Raw genomic sequence first — 19,174 nt, 5'->3', positions numbered from 1 at the left:
GGAGGATCCAGCCATGACCACCGCCCCGACGCCCCCCGAGCAGGACCCGCTGCGCGCCGGCCACCTCGCCCCCGCGCCGCGCACCCTGGTGGACCTCTTCCTCGAGACCGTCGAGAGCTCCGGTGACGCGCCCGCCGTCGCCGCCGGCGGCAGCGTGCTCACCTACGACGAGTTCCACGAGGCCTCCGCCGAGCTCGCCGCGCGCCTCGCGGAGCTCGGCATCGGCGCCGGCGACAAGGTGGGCGTCCGCGTCCCCTCGGGCACGGCGGACCTCTACGTGGCGATCATGGGCGTGCTGCTGGCCGGTGCGGCCTACGTGCCGGTGGACGCCGACGACCCCGACGAGCGCGCCCGCACCGTCTTCGAGGAGTCGCAGGCCGCCGCCGTGGTGGGCGCCGACCTCGTGATCTCCTCCCGGCTGGACGCACACCGCGAGCCGGTCGAGCCCGCCCTGCCGGACCTGGCGGACGACTGCTGGGTGATCTTCACCTCGGGCTCCACGGGCAAGCCCAAGGGCGTGGCCGTCACGCACCGCTCCGCGGCCGCCTTCGTCGATGCCGAGTCGCGCCTCTTCCTGCAGGGGGCCCCCATCGGGCCCGGCGACCGGGTCATGGCCGGCCTGTCGGTGGCCTTCGACGCCAGCTGCGAGGAGATGTGGCTGGCCTGGGCGCACGGGGCCTGCCTGGTGCCCGCCCCGCGCTCCCTGGTGCGCTCCGGTGTGGACCTGGGCCCGTGGCTCGTGGCCAACGACATCACCGTGGTCTCCACCGTGCCCACGCTGGTCTCCATGTGGCCGGCCGAGGCGATGGACCGGGTGCGCCTGCTCATCGTGGGCGGGGAGGCCTGCCCGCCGGAGCTCGGCGCGCGCTTCGCCACCGAGACCCGCGAGGTGTGGAACACCTACGGGCCCACCGAGGCCACCGTCGTGGCCTGCGCCGCGCAGGTGACCGCTGAGCCACCGGTGCGCATCGGCCTGCCGCTGGACGGGTGGGACCTGGCGGTCGTCGACGCCGAGGGGCAGCCGGTCGCCCCCGGCGAGGAGGGCGAGCTGATCATTGGCGGCGTCGGTCTGGCCCGCTACCTGGACCCGGAGAAGGGCGCCGAGAAGTACGCCCCGATGCCGACGCTCGGCTGGGAGCGCGCCTACCGGTCGGGTGACGTGGTGGTCAACGACCCCGCCGGGCTGCTCTTCCGTGGCCGCGCGGACGACCAGGTGAAGGTGGGCGGGCGCCGCATCGAGCTGGGGGAGATCGACTCCGCGCTGCTGCAGCTGCCGGGTGTGGCGGGCGCCGCCGCGGCGATCCGCAGGACCGAGTCGGGCAACACCCTCATCGTGGGCTACCTGACGGTGGACGAGGCGTTCGACCGCGCGGCCTCCCTGGCCCGCCTGCGCGCCGACATGCCCGCCGCCCTCGTGCCGCGGCTGGCCGTGGTGCCGGACCTTCCCACCCGCACCAGCGGCAAGATCGACCGCGACGCCCTGCCGTGGCCACTGCCCGAGGAGGAGGGCGCCGGCGACAGCGCCCTGGACGAGACCGGGCAGTGGCTGGCCGACATCTGGAACACCGTGCTGGGAGCCCGGCCGACCAGCCCCGACGAGGACTTCTTCGAGCTGGGCGGCGGGTCGCTCACCGCGGCGCAGATCGTGGCCCGCGTCCGTGAGCGGTACGTCAACGCGACGGTGGCCGACGTCTACGAGCACCACACCATCGGTGCCTTCGCCAGCTGGCTGCAGGGACTGGACGGCCCCACCGGCCGCCTCAACGAGCAGGTGCCCCCGGTGGGCCGCGGCGTGCAGGCCGTGCAGCTGCTGGCCCTGCTGGGGCTGCGCACGCTCACCGGCCTGCGGTGGGTGTTCTGGGTGGCCCTGGGGGCCCGCGTGCTGGACCTCCTGGGCTGGGAGGCGGCCTCGCTCGTGCCGATGGCGCCCTGGTGGGCGCTCGGCCTGGGCTGGGTGCTCCTCGTGCTGCCCGCCGGCCGCCTGGCCCTGGCCGCCCTCGCGGCCCGGGTGCTGCTGGCCGGGGTGCGCCCCGGTACCCACCCGCGGGGCGGGGGAGTCCACCTGCGCCTGTGGCTCGCCGAGCGCTTCGCCGACGAGGCGGGCGCGGGCCTGGTCTCCGGTGCCGGGCTCGTGCGCTGGTACGCCCGCCTGCTCGGCTGCCGGGTGGGGCGCGGCGTGGACCTGCACGCCATGCCGCCGATCACCGGCCACCTCACGCTGGGTGAGGGCTGCGCGGTGGAGCCCGAGGTGGACCTGCAGGGTCACTGGGTGGACGGCGCGACCCTGCACGTGGGCCCCATCGAGGTGGGGGAGCGAGCCCGCATCGGCGCCCGCTCCACGCTCGTGGGCGGTGCCCGCGTCGGCGCCGACGCCGAGGTGGCCCCCGGGTCCACCGTGTTCGGCGACGTGCCCGCCGGCGAGCGGTGGTCGGGCTCCCCGGCCATCCGCGCCGGCCAGGCCCGTGGCCCGTGGGCCGACGCCCCGCGCCGCCGCCCGGTCTACACCGGTCTCTACGCCCTGACCGGCGTGCTCATCTCGCTGCTGCCGCTCGTGGCCACGCTCGTCGGCGGACTGGTGCTCTGGCGCCCGCTGGCCGGGGCCGACTCGCTGGGAGAGGCCGTCCGCACCGCCTTGCTCTGGCTGCCGCTGGCGGGCCTGGCGGGCTACGCCACCCTCGCGCTGCTCATCCTCGTGCTGGTGCGTCTGGCCGGCATCGGCCTGCAGGGCGGCCACCACCCCACGCAGAGCCGCCGCGCCCTGCAGGCCTGGGCCACGCTGCGCCTCATGGACGAGGCCCGCACCTGGCTGTTCCCCATGTACGCCGGCGCCATCACCACGCTCTGGCTGCGCCTCCTGGGCGCCCGCATGGGCAAGGACGCCGAGGCCTCCACGGTGCTCATGATCCCCAGCCTCACCCGGGTGGGTGCCGGGGCCTTCCTCGCCGACGACACGCTCATCGGCGGGTACGAGCTCGGCGGTGGCTGGATGCGCGTCGAGCGCGTGAAGATCGGCCGCGGGGCCTTCGTGGGCAACTCCGGCATGACCGCGCCGGGCCGCAAGGTGCCCAAGAAGTCCCTGGTGGCGGTGCTCTCGGCCGCGCCGCGCCGCAAGAAGGCCAAGGCCGGCGCCTCCTGGGTGGGCTCGCCGCCGGAGAAGCTGCGCCGCGCCCCCTCCCAGGTCGACGCGGCACGCACCTACGCCCCGCCGCGCCACCTGCGCGTGCTGCGGGCGATGGTGGAGTCCTGCCGCGTGCTCGCGCTGCTGGCGCACCTGGTGCTGCACCTGCTGGGTGCCGCGGCCCTCTGCTGGCTCGCCGCCCGATGGGGCTGGGGCGCCGCCGCGGCCGCCTCCGGTCTGGTGCTGCTCGCCTGCGGTGTCCTCGCCGTGCTGGTGGCGGTGGTGGCCAAGTGGCTGCTCGTGGGGCGCTGGAAGCCCTCGGAGCACCCGCTGTGGTCCGGCATGGTCTGGCGCGGTGAGCTCGCCGACGCGTTCGTGGAGTCCGTGGCCGTGCCGTGGATGCTGCGCGCCGTCCCGGGCACCGCCCTGCTGAACCTGTACTTCCGGGTCATGGGTGCCCGCGTGGGCCGTGGCGTGTGGTGCGAGACCTACTGGCTGCCCGAGCACGACCTCATCGAGCTGGGCGCCGGTGCCACGGTCAACCGCGGCTGCGTCGTGCAGACCCACCTCTTCCACGACCGCGTGCTGGCCATGGACACGGTGCGCCTGCGGGCCGGGTCCACCGTGGGCCCCAACTCGGTGGTGCTCCCCGCCTCCACCCTGGGCCGCGACGCGACCGTGGGACCGGGCTCCCTGGTGATGCGCGGCGAGTCCGCGCCCGACCGCACCCGGTGGGTCGGCAACCCCATCGGCCCGTGGGTCGAGGACTAGGCTGACGCCTTCCCCCGAGCCCGAAGACCACCCGACGAACCCTCTGCGAACAGGCGCCCATGACCCACCCCGACCCGTACCTGCGCGGCCACGGCGACACCCGCTACCGCGTCCACCACTACGACCTGCAGCTCAGCTACGCCGTGGTGACCAACCGCCTCGACGAGCGGGCGCGGCTGCACGTCGAGGTCGTCGAGCCGACCCACCACCTGAAGGTCGACCTGCGCGGCCTCCAGCTGGGCGGTGCCACCGTCGACGGTGCCCCGGCCAGGTACCGGCGCACCAGCGGTGGCTGGTCGGTCGCCGTCGGGGACCGGCGGGCCGGGGAGCGGCTCGTGCTGGAGCTCAAGGTGTCCGGCAAGCCGCGCCCGGTGCCCGGCACCCACGGTGAGGCCGGGTGGGAGGAGCTGACCGACGGCTCGATGGTGGGCTCGCAGCCGCAGGGCGCGCCGTCGTGGTTCCCGTGCAACAACGACGCCGCCGACAAGGCCACGTACCGCATCGAGGTGCTCACCGACGCCCACTACCAGGTGGTGGCCAACGGCACCCGCACCGTCTGCGAGCGCCAGGGGCGCCGCACCCGCTGGGTGTACGAGATGGACCGCCCGATGTCGCCCTACCTGGCCACCCTGCAGGTCGGCCGCTACGTGGAGACGCCCTGCGAGGCGTCGGTCCCGGTGAGCATCGTCCACCCGCCGACGGTCCGGGTGGGGGAGGGCACCTCGCTCGAGCACCAGGGGCGCATGGTCGACTTCCTCAGCGGGCTGTTCGGCCCCTACCCCTTCGCGCAGTACCGCGCGGTGGTGGTGGACGACGACCTGGAGATCCCGCTGGAGGCCCAGGGCCTGAGCACCTTCGGCCGCAACTACGTCGAGTCGGTCTGGGAGAACGAGCGCCTGGTCGCCCACGAGCTGGCCCACCAGTGGTTCGGCAACGCCGTCACCGGTGAGCTGCTGCGCGACATCTGGCTGCACGAGGGCTTCGCCTGCTACGCCGAGTGGCTGTGGTCCGACCATCGCCGCACCTGGGAGCCCGGCCCCTCCGTGCAGGAGCAGGCCGCCCGGCACCACGCCGAGCTCGAGGACCTGCCGGCCGGGGTGACCCTCGCGGCCCCCACCATGCGCCGCATGTTCGACGACTGGGTCTACAAGCGGGGCGCGCTCACCCTCCACGCGCTGCGCGCCGTGGTGGGCGACGAGACCTTCTTCGACCTGCTGCGCACCTGGGTGCAGGCGCACTCCGGCGGCACGGCCAGCACGGCCCAGTTCGTGTCCCACTGCGTGCAGGGGTCCGGTGCGCAGGGCGCCCTGGTGGAACAGACCCTCCACGCCTGGCTGCACGAGCCGCAGCTGCCGCCGCTGCCCGAGCTGGCCTGAGCCCGGGCACCGCCCGGGCGCGAGGTGCCGCGCGGCTCAGTGCCAGACGAGCCGCACCGGGCCCGGGGGCGTGACCGCCACGGCCGCGGTCTGCCCCGCATGGTCCAGGTCCACCAGCGTGGCCGGCGGCCCTGCCAGCACCGTGCCGTCCATCGCCAGCCGGACCGTCCGCGGGTCGGTGGCCAGCCCCGTGCCGTGCGCCTTGAGCAGCGCCTCCTTGCGCACCCACAGGCGGGTGCGGGCGGCGTCGTCGGCGCAGGTCTCCCGCGGGTGCAGGGCCACGGCGTCGAAGCCCGCGAAGGCCACGGCGCCGTGGTGCTCGGTGTCCACGCCCACCCCGGCGCCCACGCAGAGGGCCACGAGCGCCGGGCCCGGGTCGCGGGGGCGGGAGAGCGACACCGAAGCGCCCTCCACCCCGCGCAGCACCGGCCGGCCGTGTGCGGCGGACCCGCACTGCGGGCAGGCGTGGGCGAGGGACAGGCCGGGGGCGCCGGTGACGGCGGCGGCCAGGGCGAGCAGCGCGGTGTGCGCGTCGCCGGGGGCGCGCGCCAGGTGGACCTCGGGCACACCGGCACCGTAGTCCGTGCCCCGCACCCGTCCCGCCCCTCGTGCGAGGATCGCCCGATGGGCCGCCTCACCGTCCGCCGACCGATCCTCCGCCTCCGGGGCCAGGAGCCCGCCCGCCGGGTGGTCGACACCCTGGCCGGCGAGGAGCCGCTGGAGATCCGGGTGGCCGGGCGGCCGCTGGCGGTCACCATGCGCACCCCGGGCCACGACGTGGAGCTGGCCACCGGCTTCCTGGTCTCCGAGGGCGTGCTGCGCCGCGGGGACGACCTGCGTGCCGCCATCCACTGCGGCGGGCCGGGTACCGGGGGAGGGGAGCCCAACACCTACAACGTGCTCGACCTCGAGCTGGCCGAGGGCGTGGAGCCGCCGGGGGAGGCGGTGGAGCGGAACTTCTACACCACCAGCAGCTGCGGCGTGTGTGGCAAGGCCAGCATCGAGGCGGTGCGCACCACCTCGGTGCACGACCTCACCACCGACCGCTGCCGGGTCTCCCGCGCCACCCTGGCCGCGCTGCCCGGGGCCCTGCGCGAGGCCCAGCGGGTGTTCGACAGCACCGGGGGCCTGCACGCCGCGGGCTTGTTCGACGCGGCCACCGGCGAGGCGCTCGTGGTGCGTGAGGACGTGGGGCGCCACAACGCGGTCGACAAGGTGGTGGGCTGGGCCGCCCAGCACGACCGCCTGCCGGCCCGCGGCACGGTGCTGCAGGTCTCCGGGCGGGCCAGCTTCGAGCTGGTGCAGAAGGCGGTCATGGCCGGCATCCCGGTGCTCAGCGCGGTCTCCGCGCCCTCCTCGCTGGCGGTCGAGCTGGCCGACGAGCAGGGACTCACGCTCCTGGGTTTCGTCCGCGGCGACTCGATGAACCTCTACACGCACGCCCACCGGGTCGGGGGGGTCGACGCCGCCACCTCGTGACCCGCCCGCGGTAGTAGGCTCCGACCCTCAGCAGGCCCCGCGGACGGCGAGGGAGGTGGCCATGGCGCAGCAGGAGCCCGACCAGCGGCCGCGCAACCTCATCGAGGAGCTGCTGGCCAACCCCGTCGAGCCCGCGTACGCCGCGGCCCACGAGCGGCGCCGTCGTGCCGGCGAGGGTCCCGCCCCCGCCCGCCGGGCCCCGGCCGGACTGGCCCTGGGTGCCACGCTCGTGCTCATCGGTCTGGTGCTGGTGGCCGGCTACCAGAACCTGCGCGAGGACCTGCCGGCCGACGCCCCCCGCGCCCAGCTGGCCGCCCGCCTCCACGAGGAGCAGGACCTCTTCGCCGAGGAGGCCGCGGCGCTCGACCGGGAGCAACGGGCCGTGGAGGAGCAGCAGGGCCACCTCCTGCGCGAGGGGGGCAGCGGTGAGCTCGCCGCGCAGGTCGAGGCCCGTGGCGTCGCCGCTGCGGCCACCCCCGTCACCGGTGCGGGGCTGGTCCTGCAGCTCGACGACGCGCCGGGGCCCGACCCCGAGCAGCGGGTCGTCGCTGCCGACCTCCAGCGCCTGTCCAACCTGCTGTGGGCCTCCGGGGCGCAGGCCGTGAGCATCAACGGCCACCGCCTGAGCTCCCTGGCCGGCATCCGCTTCGCAGGCCAGGCCCTGGTGGTGGACTTCCGCGCCCTGGACCGCCCGTACACGGTGGAGGCGGTGGGTCCGGCCACGATGCCGGACCGCTTCGCCGAGCTGGGGGGTCAGGACCACCTGCGCCACCTGCGTGACGAGGTGGGCCTGCGCACCAGCACCCGCCGGGCCGCGGACCTCACGGTGCCGGCCGACCCCACCCTCACGCTGCACCACGCCCGCCCCGTCACCGTGGAGACTCCATGATCCCCGCCCTCGGCCTCGTCCTTGGCATCCTGCTGGGCGTCTGGCTCCAGCCCGACGTGCCCTGGTGGCTGGAGCCCTACCTGCCCATCGCCGTCATCGCCGCGATGGACGCCGTGTTCGGTGGTGCCCGCGCCGCGCTGGACGGCATCTTCTCCGAGCGCGTCTTCGTGGTCTCCTTCCTCTCCAACGTGGTGGTGGCCGCCTTCATCGTCTGGATCGGCGACCAGCTCGGGGTGGGCTCGCAGCTCACCACCGGGGTGGTCGTCGTGCTGGGGCTGCGCATCTTCAGCAACCTCGCCGCCATCCGGAGGCACCTGTTCCATGCCTGAGTCCCCGCAGCCCGGCGCGCGTCCCCCGCGCCGTCCCCGCCCCCTGCCGAGGCCCCGGCGCACCGGCTGGCGGGCCTTTGGCGGCCGCGGCAGCACCACCGCCGCGGTCCTGCTGGGCCTGCTCGGCTTCGCGCTGTCCACCAGCAGCCTGGACCCGCAGCGCGATGCCGTGCGCGACCTGAGCGAGGCCGAGCTGGTGGAGCTCCTCCACGACGTGGAGGCCCACGACGACGAGCTCGATGGCCAGCGGGTGGCCCTGGAGGAGCAGAAGGCCGCCCTGGAGGCCGGGTCTGGGCGTTCCGAGGCCGAGAAGCAGGCGCGCCGCCGCTCCCAGGAGCTGGGCATCCTTGCCGGCGTGGTGCCGGCCGCCGGCCCCGGCATCCAGATGACGGTGCCGGCGGCCGGGGAGCTCGGGGCCGGGACCCTGCTGCAGGCCGTGCAGGAGCTGCGCGACGCCGGCGCCGAGGCCATGGAGGTGAACGGTCACCGGGTGGTGGCCGGCAGCTGGTTCGTCGACGACACCGAGGGGCGGGTGGTCATGGACGGTGAGGTGCTCCACCCGCCCTACCGGTTCCGCGCCATCGGGCCCGCCGAGACCCTGGCCACCGCCATGCGGATCCCCGGCGGCGTGGTGGAGTCCGCCGCCCAGGAGGGCTCCCGGGTGAGCGTGCTGGTGCGCGACGAGGTACGGGTGGAGGCCACCGTCCCGCTGGAGGAGGGCGCCGGACGGTGACGACTGTGGCACGGGACACTAGGATCGACCCACCATCACCCGAAGGAGTGCGAGGAGCGCCCATGGACTACCCCCAGGACCTGCTGTACACCGACAAGCACGAGTGGCTGCGTGAGGCCGGCGACGGCGTCTACCGCGTGGGCATCACCGACTACGCCCAGGACGCGCTGGGTGACGTCGTCTTCGTGACGCTGCCGGCCGTGGGCGACACCTTCTCCCGCGACGACGCCGCCGGTGAGGTGGAGTCCACCAAGTCCGTCAGCGACGTGTACTCCCCGCTGAGCGGCGAGATCACGGCCGTCAACGACGCGCTCGACGCCACCCCCGAGAACGTGAACTCCGACCCCTACGGCGAGGGCTGGATGTTCGAGATCAAGGTCTCCGAGGCCTCCGAGGTCGAGGACCTCATCGACGCCGAGGCCTACACCGCCACGCTCGACTGAGCGCAGCACCCCCGGACGACGGGTGCCGGGGGCGACCCCCGGCACCCGTCGTCGACCACCAGAAAGGACCAGGCGCATGAGCTCCACCCCGGGCGGTACCCCGCACGCGACGGGCCCCGCCACCTCCCGCATCGACCTGGCGACCGGGTCGCCCGTCCCCACCCACCCGCGCACACCGGTGGCGATGACGGACGTCGACGCGCAGATGATCGCCGCCCTGCGCCCGGGCACCGCCCTGCTGCTCATCCCCGCCGGCGCCTCGGCCGGTGCGCGCTACCTGCTCGACGAGCCGGAGACCACGGTGGGCCGCGCCGCGGACGCCGACATCCTGCTCGACGACGTGACCGTCTCGCGCCACCACGCGCGCTTCGTGCTCTCGCAGGAGGGGTGCCGCCTCGTGGACAGCAAGTCCACCAACGGCACGTACGTCAACGGCGAGCCGGTGGAGCAGGTCGACCTGCAGGAGGGCGACGAGGTGCAGATCGGCAAGTACCGCCTGGTCTTCCACCCCGCGACCTCCCCGGTGGCATGACGGGGGCGAGGCACACCATCGGCCAGGTGGTCCGCGAGCTGTCGGCGGACTTCCCGGACCTGACCATCTCGAAGGTGCGCTTCCTGGAGGGCAAGGGGCTCATCACCCCGGAGCGCACCCCCGCCGGCTACCGGCTGTTCTCCGACGACCAGGTGGAGCGCCTGCGTTTTGTGCTCACCTCCCAGCGCGACCGCTTCTGGCCGCTCAAGGTGATCGCCGACGCCCTGGACCAGATGGACCGTGGCCTGTCGGTGGACCTCGACGCGCCCGCCCCCGGACGGCCCGCTCCTCCGCCCGCCGGCGCGCTGCCCGGGGCGACCGGGCCGGCCGTGCAGGCGGTGGACTTCTCCAGCCGCGAGGCGGTGCGCGTCAGCCGGTCCGAGCTCTGCCGCAGCGCCGGCATCGAGCCCTCCCAGCTGGACGACATCGCGTCCTTCGGCCTGGTGCACGCCGACCGCGAGGGCTGGTACTCCTCCCACGACGTCGACATCGCCCGCGCGGCGGCCACCTTCGCATCCTTCGGGCTGGAGCCCCGGCACCTGCGCATGTTCCGGCTGGCCGCCGACCGCGAGGCGGCGCTGGTGCAGCAGACCCTCACCGCCTCGCGTCCCGCCCCGGACGAGCGGGAGGGGATGCGCAACGAGCTGGCCGCGGCCTGCCTGGCGCTCCACGTGGCCCTGGTGCGCGCCGAGCTCGGCTGACCGCCCGACCGCGGCCGGCCCGACCGGCCGGTCGGCGTGGCGGCGTTGCCTGCCCGGGGACGGCGCAGTAGCGTCGCCCCCGTGACGACGACGCCGCCCGAGCAGGGCCACCCGGGGGAGCAGGTCCCGCTGTTCGACGACCCGGTCGCCGCTGCCCGGGACGCCGTGGGCTACCGCGGCCCGCAGGCCTGCGCCGCCGCCGGCGTCACCTACCGCCAGCTCGACTACTGGGCCCGCACCGGCCTGCTGCGCCCCAGCGTGCGAGGCGCCCAGGGCTCGGGCACGCAGCGGCTCTACTCCTTCCGCGACATCGTCGTGCTCAAGATCATCAAGCGCCTGCTCGACACCGGTGTCTCGCTGCAGCAGATCCGGGTGGCCGTCGAGGCCGTCGCGGACCGTGGCGCGGACGACCTCGCCTCGCTGACGCTCATGTCCGACGGTGCCTCGGTGTACGAGTGCACGAGCGACGACGAGGTCATCGACCTGGTACGCGGCGGGCAGGGCGTCTTCGGCATCGCCATCTCCAGCGTGTGGCGTGAGGTGGAGGGCAGCCTGTGCGAGCTGCCCGGTGCCGACGAGCGCGAGCGCGTGGTCGACGAGCTGGCCGCCCGGCGCGCGCGCCGCGGCGCCTGAGGCGGCACGGGCCCGAACCCTCCTCGGCGGGGGCGTGACGTAATACACTCGCCGGTGCCGTCGACCCCGCAGGGGAGAGTCCCGCACCGGGACGCCGAAGGAGCAACCTCCCCGGAATCTCTCAGGCCCACGGACCCTGCGCGGTGAGGCAACTCTGGCCGGCCCCAGCGCCCACAGAGGGGGAGAGATCGTGACCCACGCAGCGACTCCAGGAGGACCCTTGGTTCCCGACGGCACCACGCCCACCCCCGCGCACGAGGCCACCGAGGCCCCCGTGTTCGACGCCAGCGACGAGCTGGGCCTGCACCACGAGCCCGACTTCGTGGGGCGCCACATCGGCCCCCGCGACGAGGACGTGGCCCACATGCTCGAGGTGATCGGCCAGCCCTCGCTGGACGCCATCATCGCCAAGGCCGTACCGGGCGCCATCCAGGGCGACGAGCAGCTGCCGATGTCGGCGGCCCCCACCGAGCAGGCCGCCACCGCCGAGCTGCGCGCCTACGCCGAGCGCAACACCGTGGCCCGCTCCATGATCGGCCTGGGCTACTACGGCACCCACACCCCGCCGGTGATCCTGCGCAAGATCCTGGAGAACCCGGCCTGGTACACCGCGTACACGCCCTACCAGCCGGAGATCTCCCAGGGCCGCCTCGAGGCGCTGCTGAACTTCCAGACCATGTGCTCCGAGTTGTCGGGCCTCACCACCGCCGGGGCCTCCCTGCTCGACGAGGGCACCGCCGTGGCCGAGGCGATGACGGTGATGCGCCGCACCGCCAAGGTGGGCGCCAAGGACAACTCCGCCGTGCTGCTGCTGGACTCCGGCCTGCTGCCGCAGTCCATCGCCGTCACCGAGACCCGCGCCGAGCCGCTGGGCATCCCGGTGGTCGTGGCCGACCTGGCGGGCGTGGACTCCGTCGAGGGCCTGCGCGCCGCCGCCGGCGACCGCGACGTGTTCGGCGTCATCGTGCAGTACCCGGCCGTGGACGGTGCGATCCGCGACTGGTCGGCCCTGGCCGAGGCCGCCCACGAGGCCGGCGCCCTGGTGACCGCCGCCGCGGACCTGCTGGCCCTCACCCTGCTCACGCCCCCCGGCGAGTGGGGCGCCGACGTGGTGGTGGGCACCACCCAGCGCTTCGGCGTGCCGATGGGCTTCGGTGGCCCGCACGCCGGCTTCATGGCCGTCCGCTCCGGCCTCGAGCGCACCCTGCCGGGCCGCCTCGTGGGCGTCTCCAAGGACGACGAGGGCAAGGTGGCCTACCGCCTGGCCCTGCAGACCCGCGAGCAGCACATCCGTCGCGAGAAGGCCACCTCCAACATCTGCACCGCCCAGGTGCTGCTGGCGGTCATCGCCTCCATGTACGCGGTGTGGCACGGCCCGGAGGGGCTGCGCTCCATCGCCCGCGACGTGCACGGCAAGGCCCGCCGCCTGGCCGGCTCCCTCTCCTCGGCCGGCCTGGAGGTCGTGCACGAGGACTACTTCGACACCCTGGCCGTCCGCGTACCGGGCCAGGCCGGCAACATCGTGGCCGCCGCCCGCCGCGAGGGCGTGCTGCTGTGGAAGCAGGACGAGGACACGGTGCTGGTGAGCGTGGACGAGACCACGCTCTCGGCCGACCTCGAGGTCGTCGCCGAGGCTTTCGGCGTCTCGCTGGCCGACCGCCTCGGCCCGGCGATGGAGCTCACCTGGCCGCAGCAGCTGCAGCGCACCAGCGACTTCCTCACCCCCGAGGTCTTCCACGTGCACCGCTCGGAGACCCAGATGCTGCGCTACCTGCGCGAGCTCTCCGAGCGCGACTACGCGCTGGACCGCGGCATGATCCCGCTGGGCTCCTGCACCATGAAGCTCAACGCCACCACCGCGATGGAGCCCATCACCTGGCCGGAGTTCGCCAACCTGCACCCCTTCGCCCCGGCCGAGCACTCCGAGGGCATCCGCGCCCTCATGGACGAGCTGAGCCAGTGGCTGTGCGACATCACCGGCTACGACGCCGTCTCGCTGCAGCCCAACTCCGGTGCCCAGGGCGAGCTGGCCGGCCTCATGGCCATCCGCGCCTACCACGCGTCCCAGGGCCAGGAGCACCGCGACGTCTGCCTCATCCCGGCCTCCGCGCACGGCACCAACGCGGCCTCGGCGGTCATGGCCGGCATGAAGGTGGTCGTGGTGAAGACCGCCGAGGGCGGCGACATCGACATGGACGACCTGCGCGCCAAGGTGGAGAAGCACGGCCCGCAGCTGGCCGCCATCATGGTGACCTACCCGTCCACTCACGGCGTGTTCGAGGACACCATCGCCGACCTGTGCGGCCTGGTGCACGACGCCGGCGGCCAGGTCTACGTCGACGGCGCCAACCTCAACGCCCTCATCGGCGTGGCCCGTCCGGGCAAGTTCGGCTCGGACGTCAGCCACCTCAACCTGCACAAGACCTTCACCATCCCGCACGGTGGTGGCGGTCCGGGCGTAGGCCCGATCGGCGTGCGCGAGCACCTGGCGCCCTTCCTGCCCAACCACCCGCTGGTGCCCGGCGCCGGCCCGGCCACCGGGGTCGGCCCCATCGCCGCGGCACCGTGGGGCTCGGCGAGCATCCTGCCGATCCCGTGGGCGTACATCCGCATGATGGGCTCGGCCGGCCTGAAGAAGGCCACCCGCGTGGCCATCCTCTCGGCCAACTACCTGGCCAAGCGCCTCGACGAGCACTACCCGGTGCTCTACACGGGCAACGAGGGCCTCGTGGCCCACGAGTGCATCCTCGACCTGCGCCAGATCACCAAGGACACCGGCGTCACCGTGGACGACGTGGCCAAGCGCCTCATCGACTACGGCTTCCACGCCCCGACCATGTCCTTCCCGGTCTCCGGCACGCTCATGGTGGAGCCCACGGAGTCGGAGTCGCTTGACGAGCTGGACCGCTTCGTGGACGCGATGGTGGCCATCAAGGCCGAGATCGACGCGGTGGGCCAGCAGGGCGACGCCGACGACTCGGTGCTGCGCCACGCCCCGTACACCGCCCGCTCGATGGCCGGCGACTGGCCGTACTCGTTCACCCGCGCCGAGGCCGTGTACCCGGCCGGCGTGAACCCGGCGACCAAGTACTTCCCGCCGGTGCGCCGCATCGACGGCGTGTACGGCGACCGCAACCTGGTCTGCTCGTGCCCGCCGCCGGAGGCCTTCGAGGACTGACCTGCTGCGCGGCAGGGGCCCTGTCCGGGTCCCTGCCGGCGCGGGACGGCGCCCCCGTCACGTGGGACCGGCCACCCTGCGGTGGCCGGTCCCACGTGCTTGGATGGAGCCCCGCACGGCGAAAGGCAGGACCATGGGCGCAGAGGTCGAGAAGACCGAGTACTCCTCGGCGGACCGGGTGCGGTTCCGCGAGGAGGTCAACCACGAGCTGGAGACCTTCACCTGGCTGCTCGCGCACGCAGAGTTCGACTCCACCTTCCCCAAGATCGGGATCGAGATGGAGCTCAACCTCGTGGACGCCGACATGCAGCCCTCCCTCAACAACGAGGCGGTGCTGGGGCACCTGGGGGAGCACTTCCAGTCCGAGCTGGCGCGCTTCAACATCGAGGTGAACGTGGAGCCGCGCCCGGTGGCCACGGGTGCCTCGCCGTCGCTGGAGCACGTGGTGCTGCACCACCTGCAGGAGGCGCACGACGCGGCCGACGCCGAGGGCTGCCGCATGGTGCCCATCGGCATCCTGCCCACGCTGCGCGAGGAGCACCTGGTGGGGGAGTGGATCTCCGCCGGCTCGCGCTACCGGGCCCTGGAGAACGCGTTGCTCAAGGAGCGCGGCGAGGGCGCCACCATCGACATCACCGGCCCCACCGGGGAGCGGGTCAAGCAGTACACCGAGACCATCGCCCCCGGCGCCGCGGCCACCTCGCTGCAGCTGCACCGGCAGGTCTCGCCGGAGAGGTTCGCCACCTTCTGGAACGCCGCCCAGCTGGTGGCCGCCGTGCAGGTGGCGGTGGGTGCCAACTCGCCCTTCCTGTTCGGCAAGCGGCTGTGGGCCGAGACCCGCATCCCGCTCTTCGAGCAGATGATGGACACCCGCACCCCGGAGCTGCGCAACCAGGGTGTGAAGTCCCGGGCCCTGTTCGGGCGCGATTGGATCGCCACCCCGGCCGACCTGTTCCGGGAGAACATCGGCTCCTACCCGGGGCTGCTGCCCGAGCCGTTCGAGCTGCCCTCCACCGAGGGTGGTCCGAGCAGCGACCGCTCCGGGGCCGGCAAGGGGCGGGCCCCCAAGCTGCCGCGCCTGATGCTGCACAACGGCACGGTGTGGCGCTGGAACCGCGGCATCTACGACGTGGTCGACGGCGTGCCGCACCTGCGCGTGGAAAACCGCGTGCTGCCGGCGGGCCCGACCGCGGCGGACACGATGGCCAACTGCGCGCTCTACTACGGGCTGCTGCGCACCCTGGTGGACACCACCCCCGAGCCGTGGCTGGGCTTCAGCCACGCCGAGGCGGAGCGCAACTTCTACGCCGCGGCCGAGCACGGCATCGAGGCGGAGCTGGCCTGGCCGGGCACCACCGGCACGATGCCGGTGACCGAGCTGGTGGCCGAGCACCTGCTGCCGCTGGCGCACGCCGGCCTGGTCTCCGGGGGCACCACCTCCGAGGACGCCGACACCTACCTGGGCACGGTGCGGCGCCGCTGCGAGAAGCGCACCAACGGCGCCACCTGGCAGGTGCAGGCCGTCGAGCGGCTGGAGGCCCGCGGCCTGGACCGCGACGCGGCGCTCACCGAGATGACGCGCCTGTACTGGGAGGCCAACGCCACCCACCAGCCGGTGGACCAGTGGGAGCTGCCCGCCTGAGACCCGCTCAGGGCGTCAGGTTCCACCGGTGGACGGTGGGCGTGGTGCGGTGGTGCCCGAGCACGCTCAGGCTGCCGGCCTCGAGCTCCAGGGCGTCGGCCAGGTAGGGCGTCTGGCGCAGGTACACCGCGGCCAGCACGCGCAGGTGGTGCCCGTGCCCCACGAGCACCACGTCGCCGTGTTCCAGGTGGCGCCACACCCGCCCCAGCACCCGGCTGGCCCGGGCGGCCACCATCTCCACCGTCTCGCCGGGGGTCTCGCCCGGTGGCACGCCGTCGAAGACGGTCCACCCGGGGCGGCCCTCGGCCTGCGCCTGGGCGGTGGTGCGGCCCTCCTCGGCGCCGTAGTCCCACTCCACGAGGTCGGCGTCCAGCGCGTCGGGCTCCAGGCCGGCCAGGCGGGCGGTCTCGGTGGCGCGCTGCAGCGGGGAGCAGCGCACGTGCACCAGGTCGTACTCCGCGAGCAGGTCGGGCAGGCCGCCGACCGCGGCGCGTCCGGCCCCGGTGAGGGGCAGGTCGGTGAGCCCGGTGTGCCGGCCGGCCCGGGACCACGCGGTCTCGCCGTGGCGCACCAGCAGGAGCCGGCCCGGGCCGGGCTCGGAGGGACGCACGTCCACCGGGCCGGCGTCGGCGTACCGGTGGAGGCCGCCCAGGGTGGCGGCGGCCGAGGCCCCGGTCACGCTCGGGCCGGTGGGCGAGGCGGTCTTCGCGTCGGGCTCCATGTGCGGCAGGCTATGCCCCATGAGCAGCGAGACCCCGACCCCGCCCAGCCCCCGCTCGGTCCGCCTGGAGCGCACCGACTTCGCCACCTTCACCGTGACCAACGAGCGGGGCGCCAGCATCACCATCGGGGACGGGAGCGATGCCGACTTCACCCCGGTGGAGCTGCTGCTGGCCGCCGTGGCCGGCTGCTCGGCCATCGACGTCGACTTCATCACCCACAAGCGCGCCGAGCCGGAGTCCTTCGTGGTGGAGGCCCGGGGCACCAAGGTGCGCGACGAGGACGGCAACCACCTGACCGACGTGCAGGCGGCCTTCGACGTGACCTTCGCCGAGGACGAGGCCGGCCGGGCCGCCACCGAGGTGCTGCCGCGGGCCGTGGCCTCCTCGCGCGACCGCCTGTGCACCGTGAGCCGCACCGTGGCCCTGCCCACGCCGGTGGAGTTCACCCTCGCCGACGGCCGGTCGGTGGAGTGAGCGCCCGGCGCCTGACCTTTCTCGACGCGCTCACCATCGGCCTGGCGGCCATGGTGGGCGCGGGGGTGTTCGGGGTCTGGGGCCCGGCCACCGCCGCCGCGGGCGCGTGGCTGCTGCCCGCTCTGGCCGTGGCCGCGCTCGTGGCCTGGTGCAACGCCAGCTCCAGTGCCCAGCTCGCCGCCCGCCACCCGGGGGCCGGGGGCACCTACCTCTACGGCCGGGAGCGGCTCTCCCCGTTCTGGGGCTACCTCGCCGGGTGGTGCTTCGTCGTCGGCAAGACCGCCTCCTGCGCCGCGATGGCGATGGTGGCCGGCTCCTACCTGTGGCCCGGCCGGGAGCAGCTGCTCGGGGTGTTCGCCGTGGTCGCGCTCACGGCCGTCACGCTCGGCGGCGTCGTGCGGTCGGCCCGGGTGGCGCGCGTGGTGGTGGGGCTGGTGCTCCTGGGCATCGTGGGCACCCTGCTCGTCTCGTGGCTCCTGCCGCCGGACCCCACCCTGTGGACCCCCACCCGCGATGCCGCGGTGGTGCCGGGCCGTCCCTCGCCGCACGGGCTGCTGCAGGGCGCCGGGCTGCTCTTCTTCGCGTTCGCCGGGTACGCCCGCATCGCCACCCTGGGCGACCAGGTGGTCGAGCCGCGCCGCACCGTCCCGCGGGCCGTCGCGTGGGGCCTGGGCACCGTGCTGGTGCTCTACGCCGCGGTGGCGGTGACCCTGCTGGCGCGCCTGCGACCGGAGGGCATCGTGGCCAGCGCCGCCCCGTTGCGCGACCTGGCCGGGGGCGCGTCCTCCTGGTGGGCCGTGGTCGTCGGCGTGCTCGCCGGGCTGGCCGCCGTCGGGGCCCTGTGGGCGCTGCTGCTGGGCGTGGCCAGCACCCTCAAGGCGATGGGGCAGCGCCGCGACCTGCCGCCGGCCCTGGGCGTCACCGCCACCGCCTCCACCGGCGAGCGGGTGCCGCGCGTGGCCGCCCTCGCGGTGGCCGGTGCGGTGGTGCTGCTGGTGCTGCTGCTTGACCTGCGCGGCGCCATCGGCTTCTCCGGCGTGGGCGTGCTGCTCTACTACGCGGTGGCCAACGGCGCGGCGTTCACGCTGCGCGACGAGTGGCGCGCCGGGTGGGTGGTGCCGGTGGTGGGCCTGGTCGGCTGCGTCGTGCTCGTGGCGAGCCTCCCGGCCACCAGTCTCGTCGGCGGCCTGGTGATGGTGGCCGTCGGCGTGGTGCTGTGGTTCGTGCGCCGCGGCGAGCCCCGCGTGGCCGATGCCGACCGGGTGCCGGTCAGCGCTCCTCGTGGTGGTCGGGGTCCCCGCCGAACAGGCGACCGTCCGGCCGCGTGAGGGCGGTGATGGCGGCCACCTCGTCGTCGGACAGGGAGAACCCGAACAGGTCGAGGTTCTCCCGCTGGCGCTCCGGCGTGGCCGACTTGGGCAGGGGCAGCACCCCGCGCTGCAGGTGCCAGCGCAGCACCACCTGCGCCGGGGTGACGCCCAACCGCTCGGCCGGTGCCGCCACGGCGGTGTCGGTGTAGCGCGGCTGGCGCTTGCCCAGCGGGCTCCACGCCTGCGTGAGGATGCCGCGGCGGGCGTTCTCGGCCAGCAGGCCGGCCTGGCTGAACGAGGGGTGGACCTCCACCTGGTTGACCGCCGGGGTGACGCCCACCGAGCGGATGACCCGGTCCAGGTGGTGGGGGTGGAAGTTCGAGACCCCGATGCTGCGGGTCAGGCCCCGCTCGCGGGCCTGCACCAGGCCGTCCCAGGCGTACTCGTACTCGCCCTGCGAGGGGTTGGGCCAGTGGACCAGCACGAGGTCGAGGTGGTCGGTGCCCAGGCGGCGCAGGGACTCCTCCACGCACTCCACGGCGCTGCGGTGGCGCCGGCCGGGCACCTTGGTCACGAGCGCGACCTCCTCACGGTCCAGGCCGCTGGCAGCCACGGCGCGACCCACCTCGGTCTCGTTGCGGTAGGAGACGGCCGTGTCGAGCAGTCGGTAGCCGGCGTCCAGGGCGTGGCGCACGGCCGTGACGCCCTCGGCGCCGGTGAGCTCGTAGGTGCCGAAACCCACCACGGGAAGGGTGGTGCCGTCGTGCAGCGTGTGGCGGGCGGTGGGGGAGAGGTCGACCATGCCCCCAGCCTAGGCGTGACGTCGTGTACCGACATCCCCGCG

17 protein-coding genes and 1 riboswitch are annotated in these 19,174 nt (G+C 74.5%); of the genes, 14 read left to right on the top strand and 3 right to left on the bottom strand.

The genetic code is table 11. The features are described from left to right. Positions 1-13: 13 nt before the first annotated feature. Positions 14-3,889 (top strand): Pls/PosA family non-ribosomal peptide synthetase, encoded by a 3,876-nt coding sequence (locus ACFFHC_RS08010; protein WP_379804437.1) that lies wholly within the window; start codon positions 14-16, stop codon positions 3,887-3,889. A 59-nt stretch (positions 3,890-3,948) separates the two neighbouring features. Next, positions 3,949-5,265, top strand: coding sequence for a M1 family metallopeptidase (locus tag ACFFHC_RS08005; RefSeq protein ID WP_379804434.1), 1,317 nt, complete (start codon positions 3,949-3,951; stop codon positions 5,263-5,265). A gap of 36 nt (positions 5,266-5,301) precedes the next feature. Here the strand turns inward: ACFFHC_RS08005 and ACFFHC_RS08000 are convergent, their stop codons facing one another. After that, positions 5,302-5,832, bottom strand: coding sequence for a 4'-phosphopantetheinyl transferase family protein (locus ACFFHC_RS08000; RefSeq protein WP_101848896.1), 531 nt, complete (start codon positions 5,830-5,832; stop codon positions 5,302-5,304). A 57-nt stretch (positions 5,833-5,889) separates the two neighbouring features. On the opposite strand from ACFFHC_RS08000, the gene fdhD reads away from it, so the two are divergent. The 10 genes from fdhD to ACFFHC_RS07950 all read left to right on the top strand — a co-directional run bounded on the left by fdhD (position 5,890) and on the right by ACFFHC_RS07950 (position 15,824). Then, the gene (fdhD, locus tag ACFFHC_RS07995) at positions 5,890-6,744 is read left to right on the top strand and encodes a formate dehydrogenase accessory sulfurtransferase FdhD (protein WP_379804430.1); all 855 of its coding nucleotides are present in this window, start codon (positions 5,890-5,892) and stop codon (positions 6,742-6,744) included. A 61-nt stretch (positions 6,745-6,805) separates the two neighbouring features. Further along, positions 6,806-7,633 (top strand): DUF881 domain-containing protein, encoded by an 828-nt coding sequence (locus ACFFHC_RS07990; RefSeq protein ID WP_101848897.1) that lies wholly within the window; start codon positions 6,806-6,808, stop codon positions 7,631-7,633. Then, complete coding sequence (locus ACFFHC_RS07985) at positions 7,630-7,962, top strand: small basic family protein (protein ID WP_379804427.1); 333 nt, start codon at positions 7,630-7,632, stop codon at positions 7,960-7,962. The genes ACFFHC_RS07990 and ACFFHC_RS07985 overlap by 4 nt, the downstream gene beginning before the upstream one ends. Beyond that, the gene (locus tag ACFFHC_RS07980; protein ID WP_379804424.1) at positions 7,955-8,695 is read left to right on the top strand and encodes a DUF881 domain-containing protein; all 741 of its coding nucleotides are present in this window, start codon (positions 7,955-7,957) and stop codon (positions 8,693-8,695) included. The genes ACFFHC_RS07985 and ACFFHC_RS07980 overlap by 8 nt, the downstream gene beginning before the upstream one ends. 62 nt (positions 8,696-8,757) lie before the next feature. After that, positions 8,758-9,138 (top strand): glycine cleavage system protein GcvH, encoded by a 381-nt coding sequence (gene gcvH, locus ACFFHC_RS07975; RefSeq protein ID WP_379804421.1) that lies wholly within the window; start codon positions 8,758-8,760, stop codon positions 9,136-9,138. 76 nt (positions 9,139-9,214) lie between these two features. After that, positions 9,215-9,670 (top strand): FHA domain-containing protein, encoded by a 456-nt coding sequence (locus tag ACFFHC_RS07970; protein WP_070705524.1) that lies wholly within the window; start codon positions 9,215-9,217, stop codon positions 9,668-9,670. Between the two features lie 26 nt (positions 9,671-9,696). After that, entirely contained in the window at positions 9,697-10,371 is a 675-nt protein-coding gene (gene ftsR / locus ACFFHC_RS07965) for a transcriptional regulator FtsR (protein WP_379804417.1), read from the top strand. Positions 10,372-10,452: 81 nt separating this feature from the next. Beyond that, positions 10,453-11,004, top strand: coding sequence for a MerR family transcriptional regulator (locus ACFFHC_RS07960; RefSeq protein WP_379804414.1), 552 nt, complete (start codon positions 10,453-10,455; stop codon positions 11,002-11,004). Positions 11,005-11,065: 61 nt separating this feature from the next. Beyond that, positions 11,066-11,151, top strand: a riboswitch (glycine riboswitch). Between the two features lie 127 nt (positions 11,152-11,278). Continuing rightward, complete coding sequence (gcvP, locus tag ACFFHC_RS07955) at positions 11,279-14,182, top strand: aminomethyl-transferring glycine dehydrogenase (RefSeq protein WP_238329899.1); 2,904 nt, start codon at positions 11,279-11,281, stop codon at positions 14,180-14,182. A gap of 133 nt (positions 14,183-14,315) precedes the next feature. Then, positions 14,316-15,824, top strand: coding sequence for a glutamate-cysteine ligase family protein (locus ACFFHC_RS07950; protein ID WP_379804411.1), 1,509 nt, complete (start codon positions 14,316-14,318; stop codon positions 15,822-15,824). A 7-nt stretch (positions 15,825-15,831) separates the two neighbouring features. On the opposite strand, the gene ACFFHC_RS07945 is transcribed toward ACFFHC_RS07950, so the two are convergent. Continuing rightward, positions 15,832-16,545 (bottom strand): histidine phosphatase family protein, encoded by a 714-nt coding sequence (locus ACFFHC_RS07945; RefSeq protein WP_141494421.1) that lies wholly within the window; start codon positions 16,543-16,545, stop codon positions 15,832-15,834. A gap of 19 nt (positions 16,546-16,564) precedes the next feature. On the opposite strand from ACFFHC_RS07945, the gene ACFFHC_RS07940 reads away from it, so the two are divergent. Continuing rightward, complete coding sequence (locus ACFFHC_RS07940; RefSeq protein WP_070703966.1) at positions 16,565-17,020, top strand: OsmC family protein; 456 nt, start codon at positions 16,565-16,567, stop codon at positions 17,018-17,020. Beyond that, entirely contained in the window at positions 17,017-18,348 is a 1,332-nt protein-coding gene (locus ACFFHC_RS07935) for an APC family permease (RefSeq protein WP_238329898.1), read from the top strand. The genes ACFFHC_RS07940 and ACFFHC_RS07935 overlap by 4 nt, the downstream gene beginning before the upstream one ends. Here the strand turns inward: ACFFHC_RS07935 and ACFFHC_RS07930 are convergent. Next, positions 18,290-19,132: an aldo/keto reductase gene (locus ACFFHC_RS07930; RefSeq protein WP_141494419.1), complete on the bottom strand. Its 843-nt coding sequence runs from the start codon at positions 19,130-19,132 to the stop codon at positions 18,290-18,292. The two genes, ACFFHC_RS07935 and ACFFHC_RS07930, sit on opposite strands and share 59 nt — an antisense overlap. Positions 19,133-19,174: the final 42 nt, after the last annotated feature.

Source organism: Kytococcus schroeteri (genome assembly GCF_042433515.1).
Taxonomy (GTDB): Bacteria; Actinomycetota; Actinomycetes; order Actinomycetales; family Dermatophilaceae; genus Kytococcus; species Kytococcus schroeteri.
This window is presented reverse-complemented; position numbering and strand designations above follow the sequence as displayed.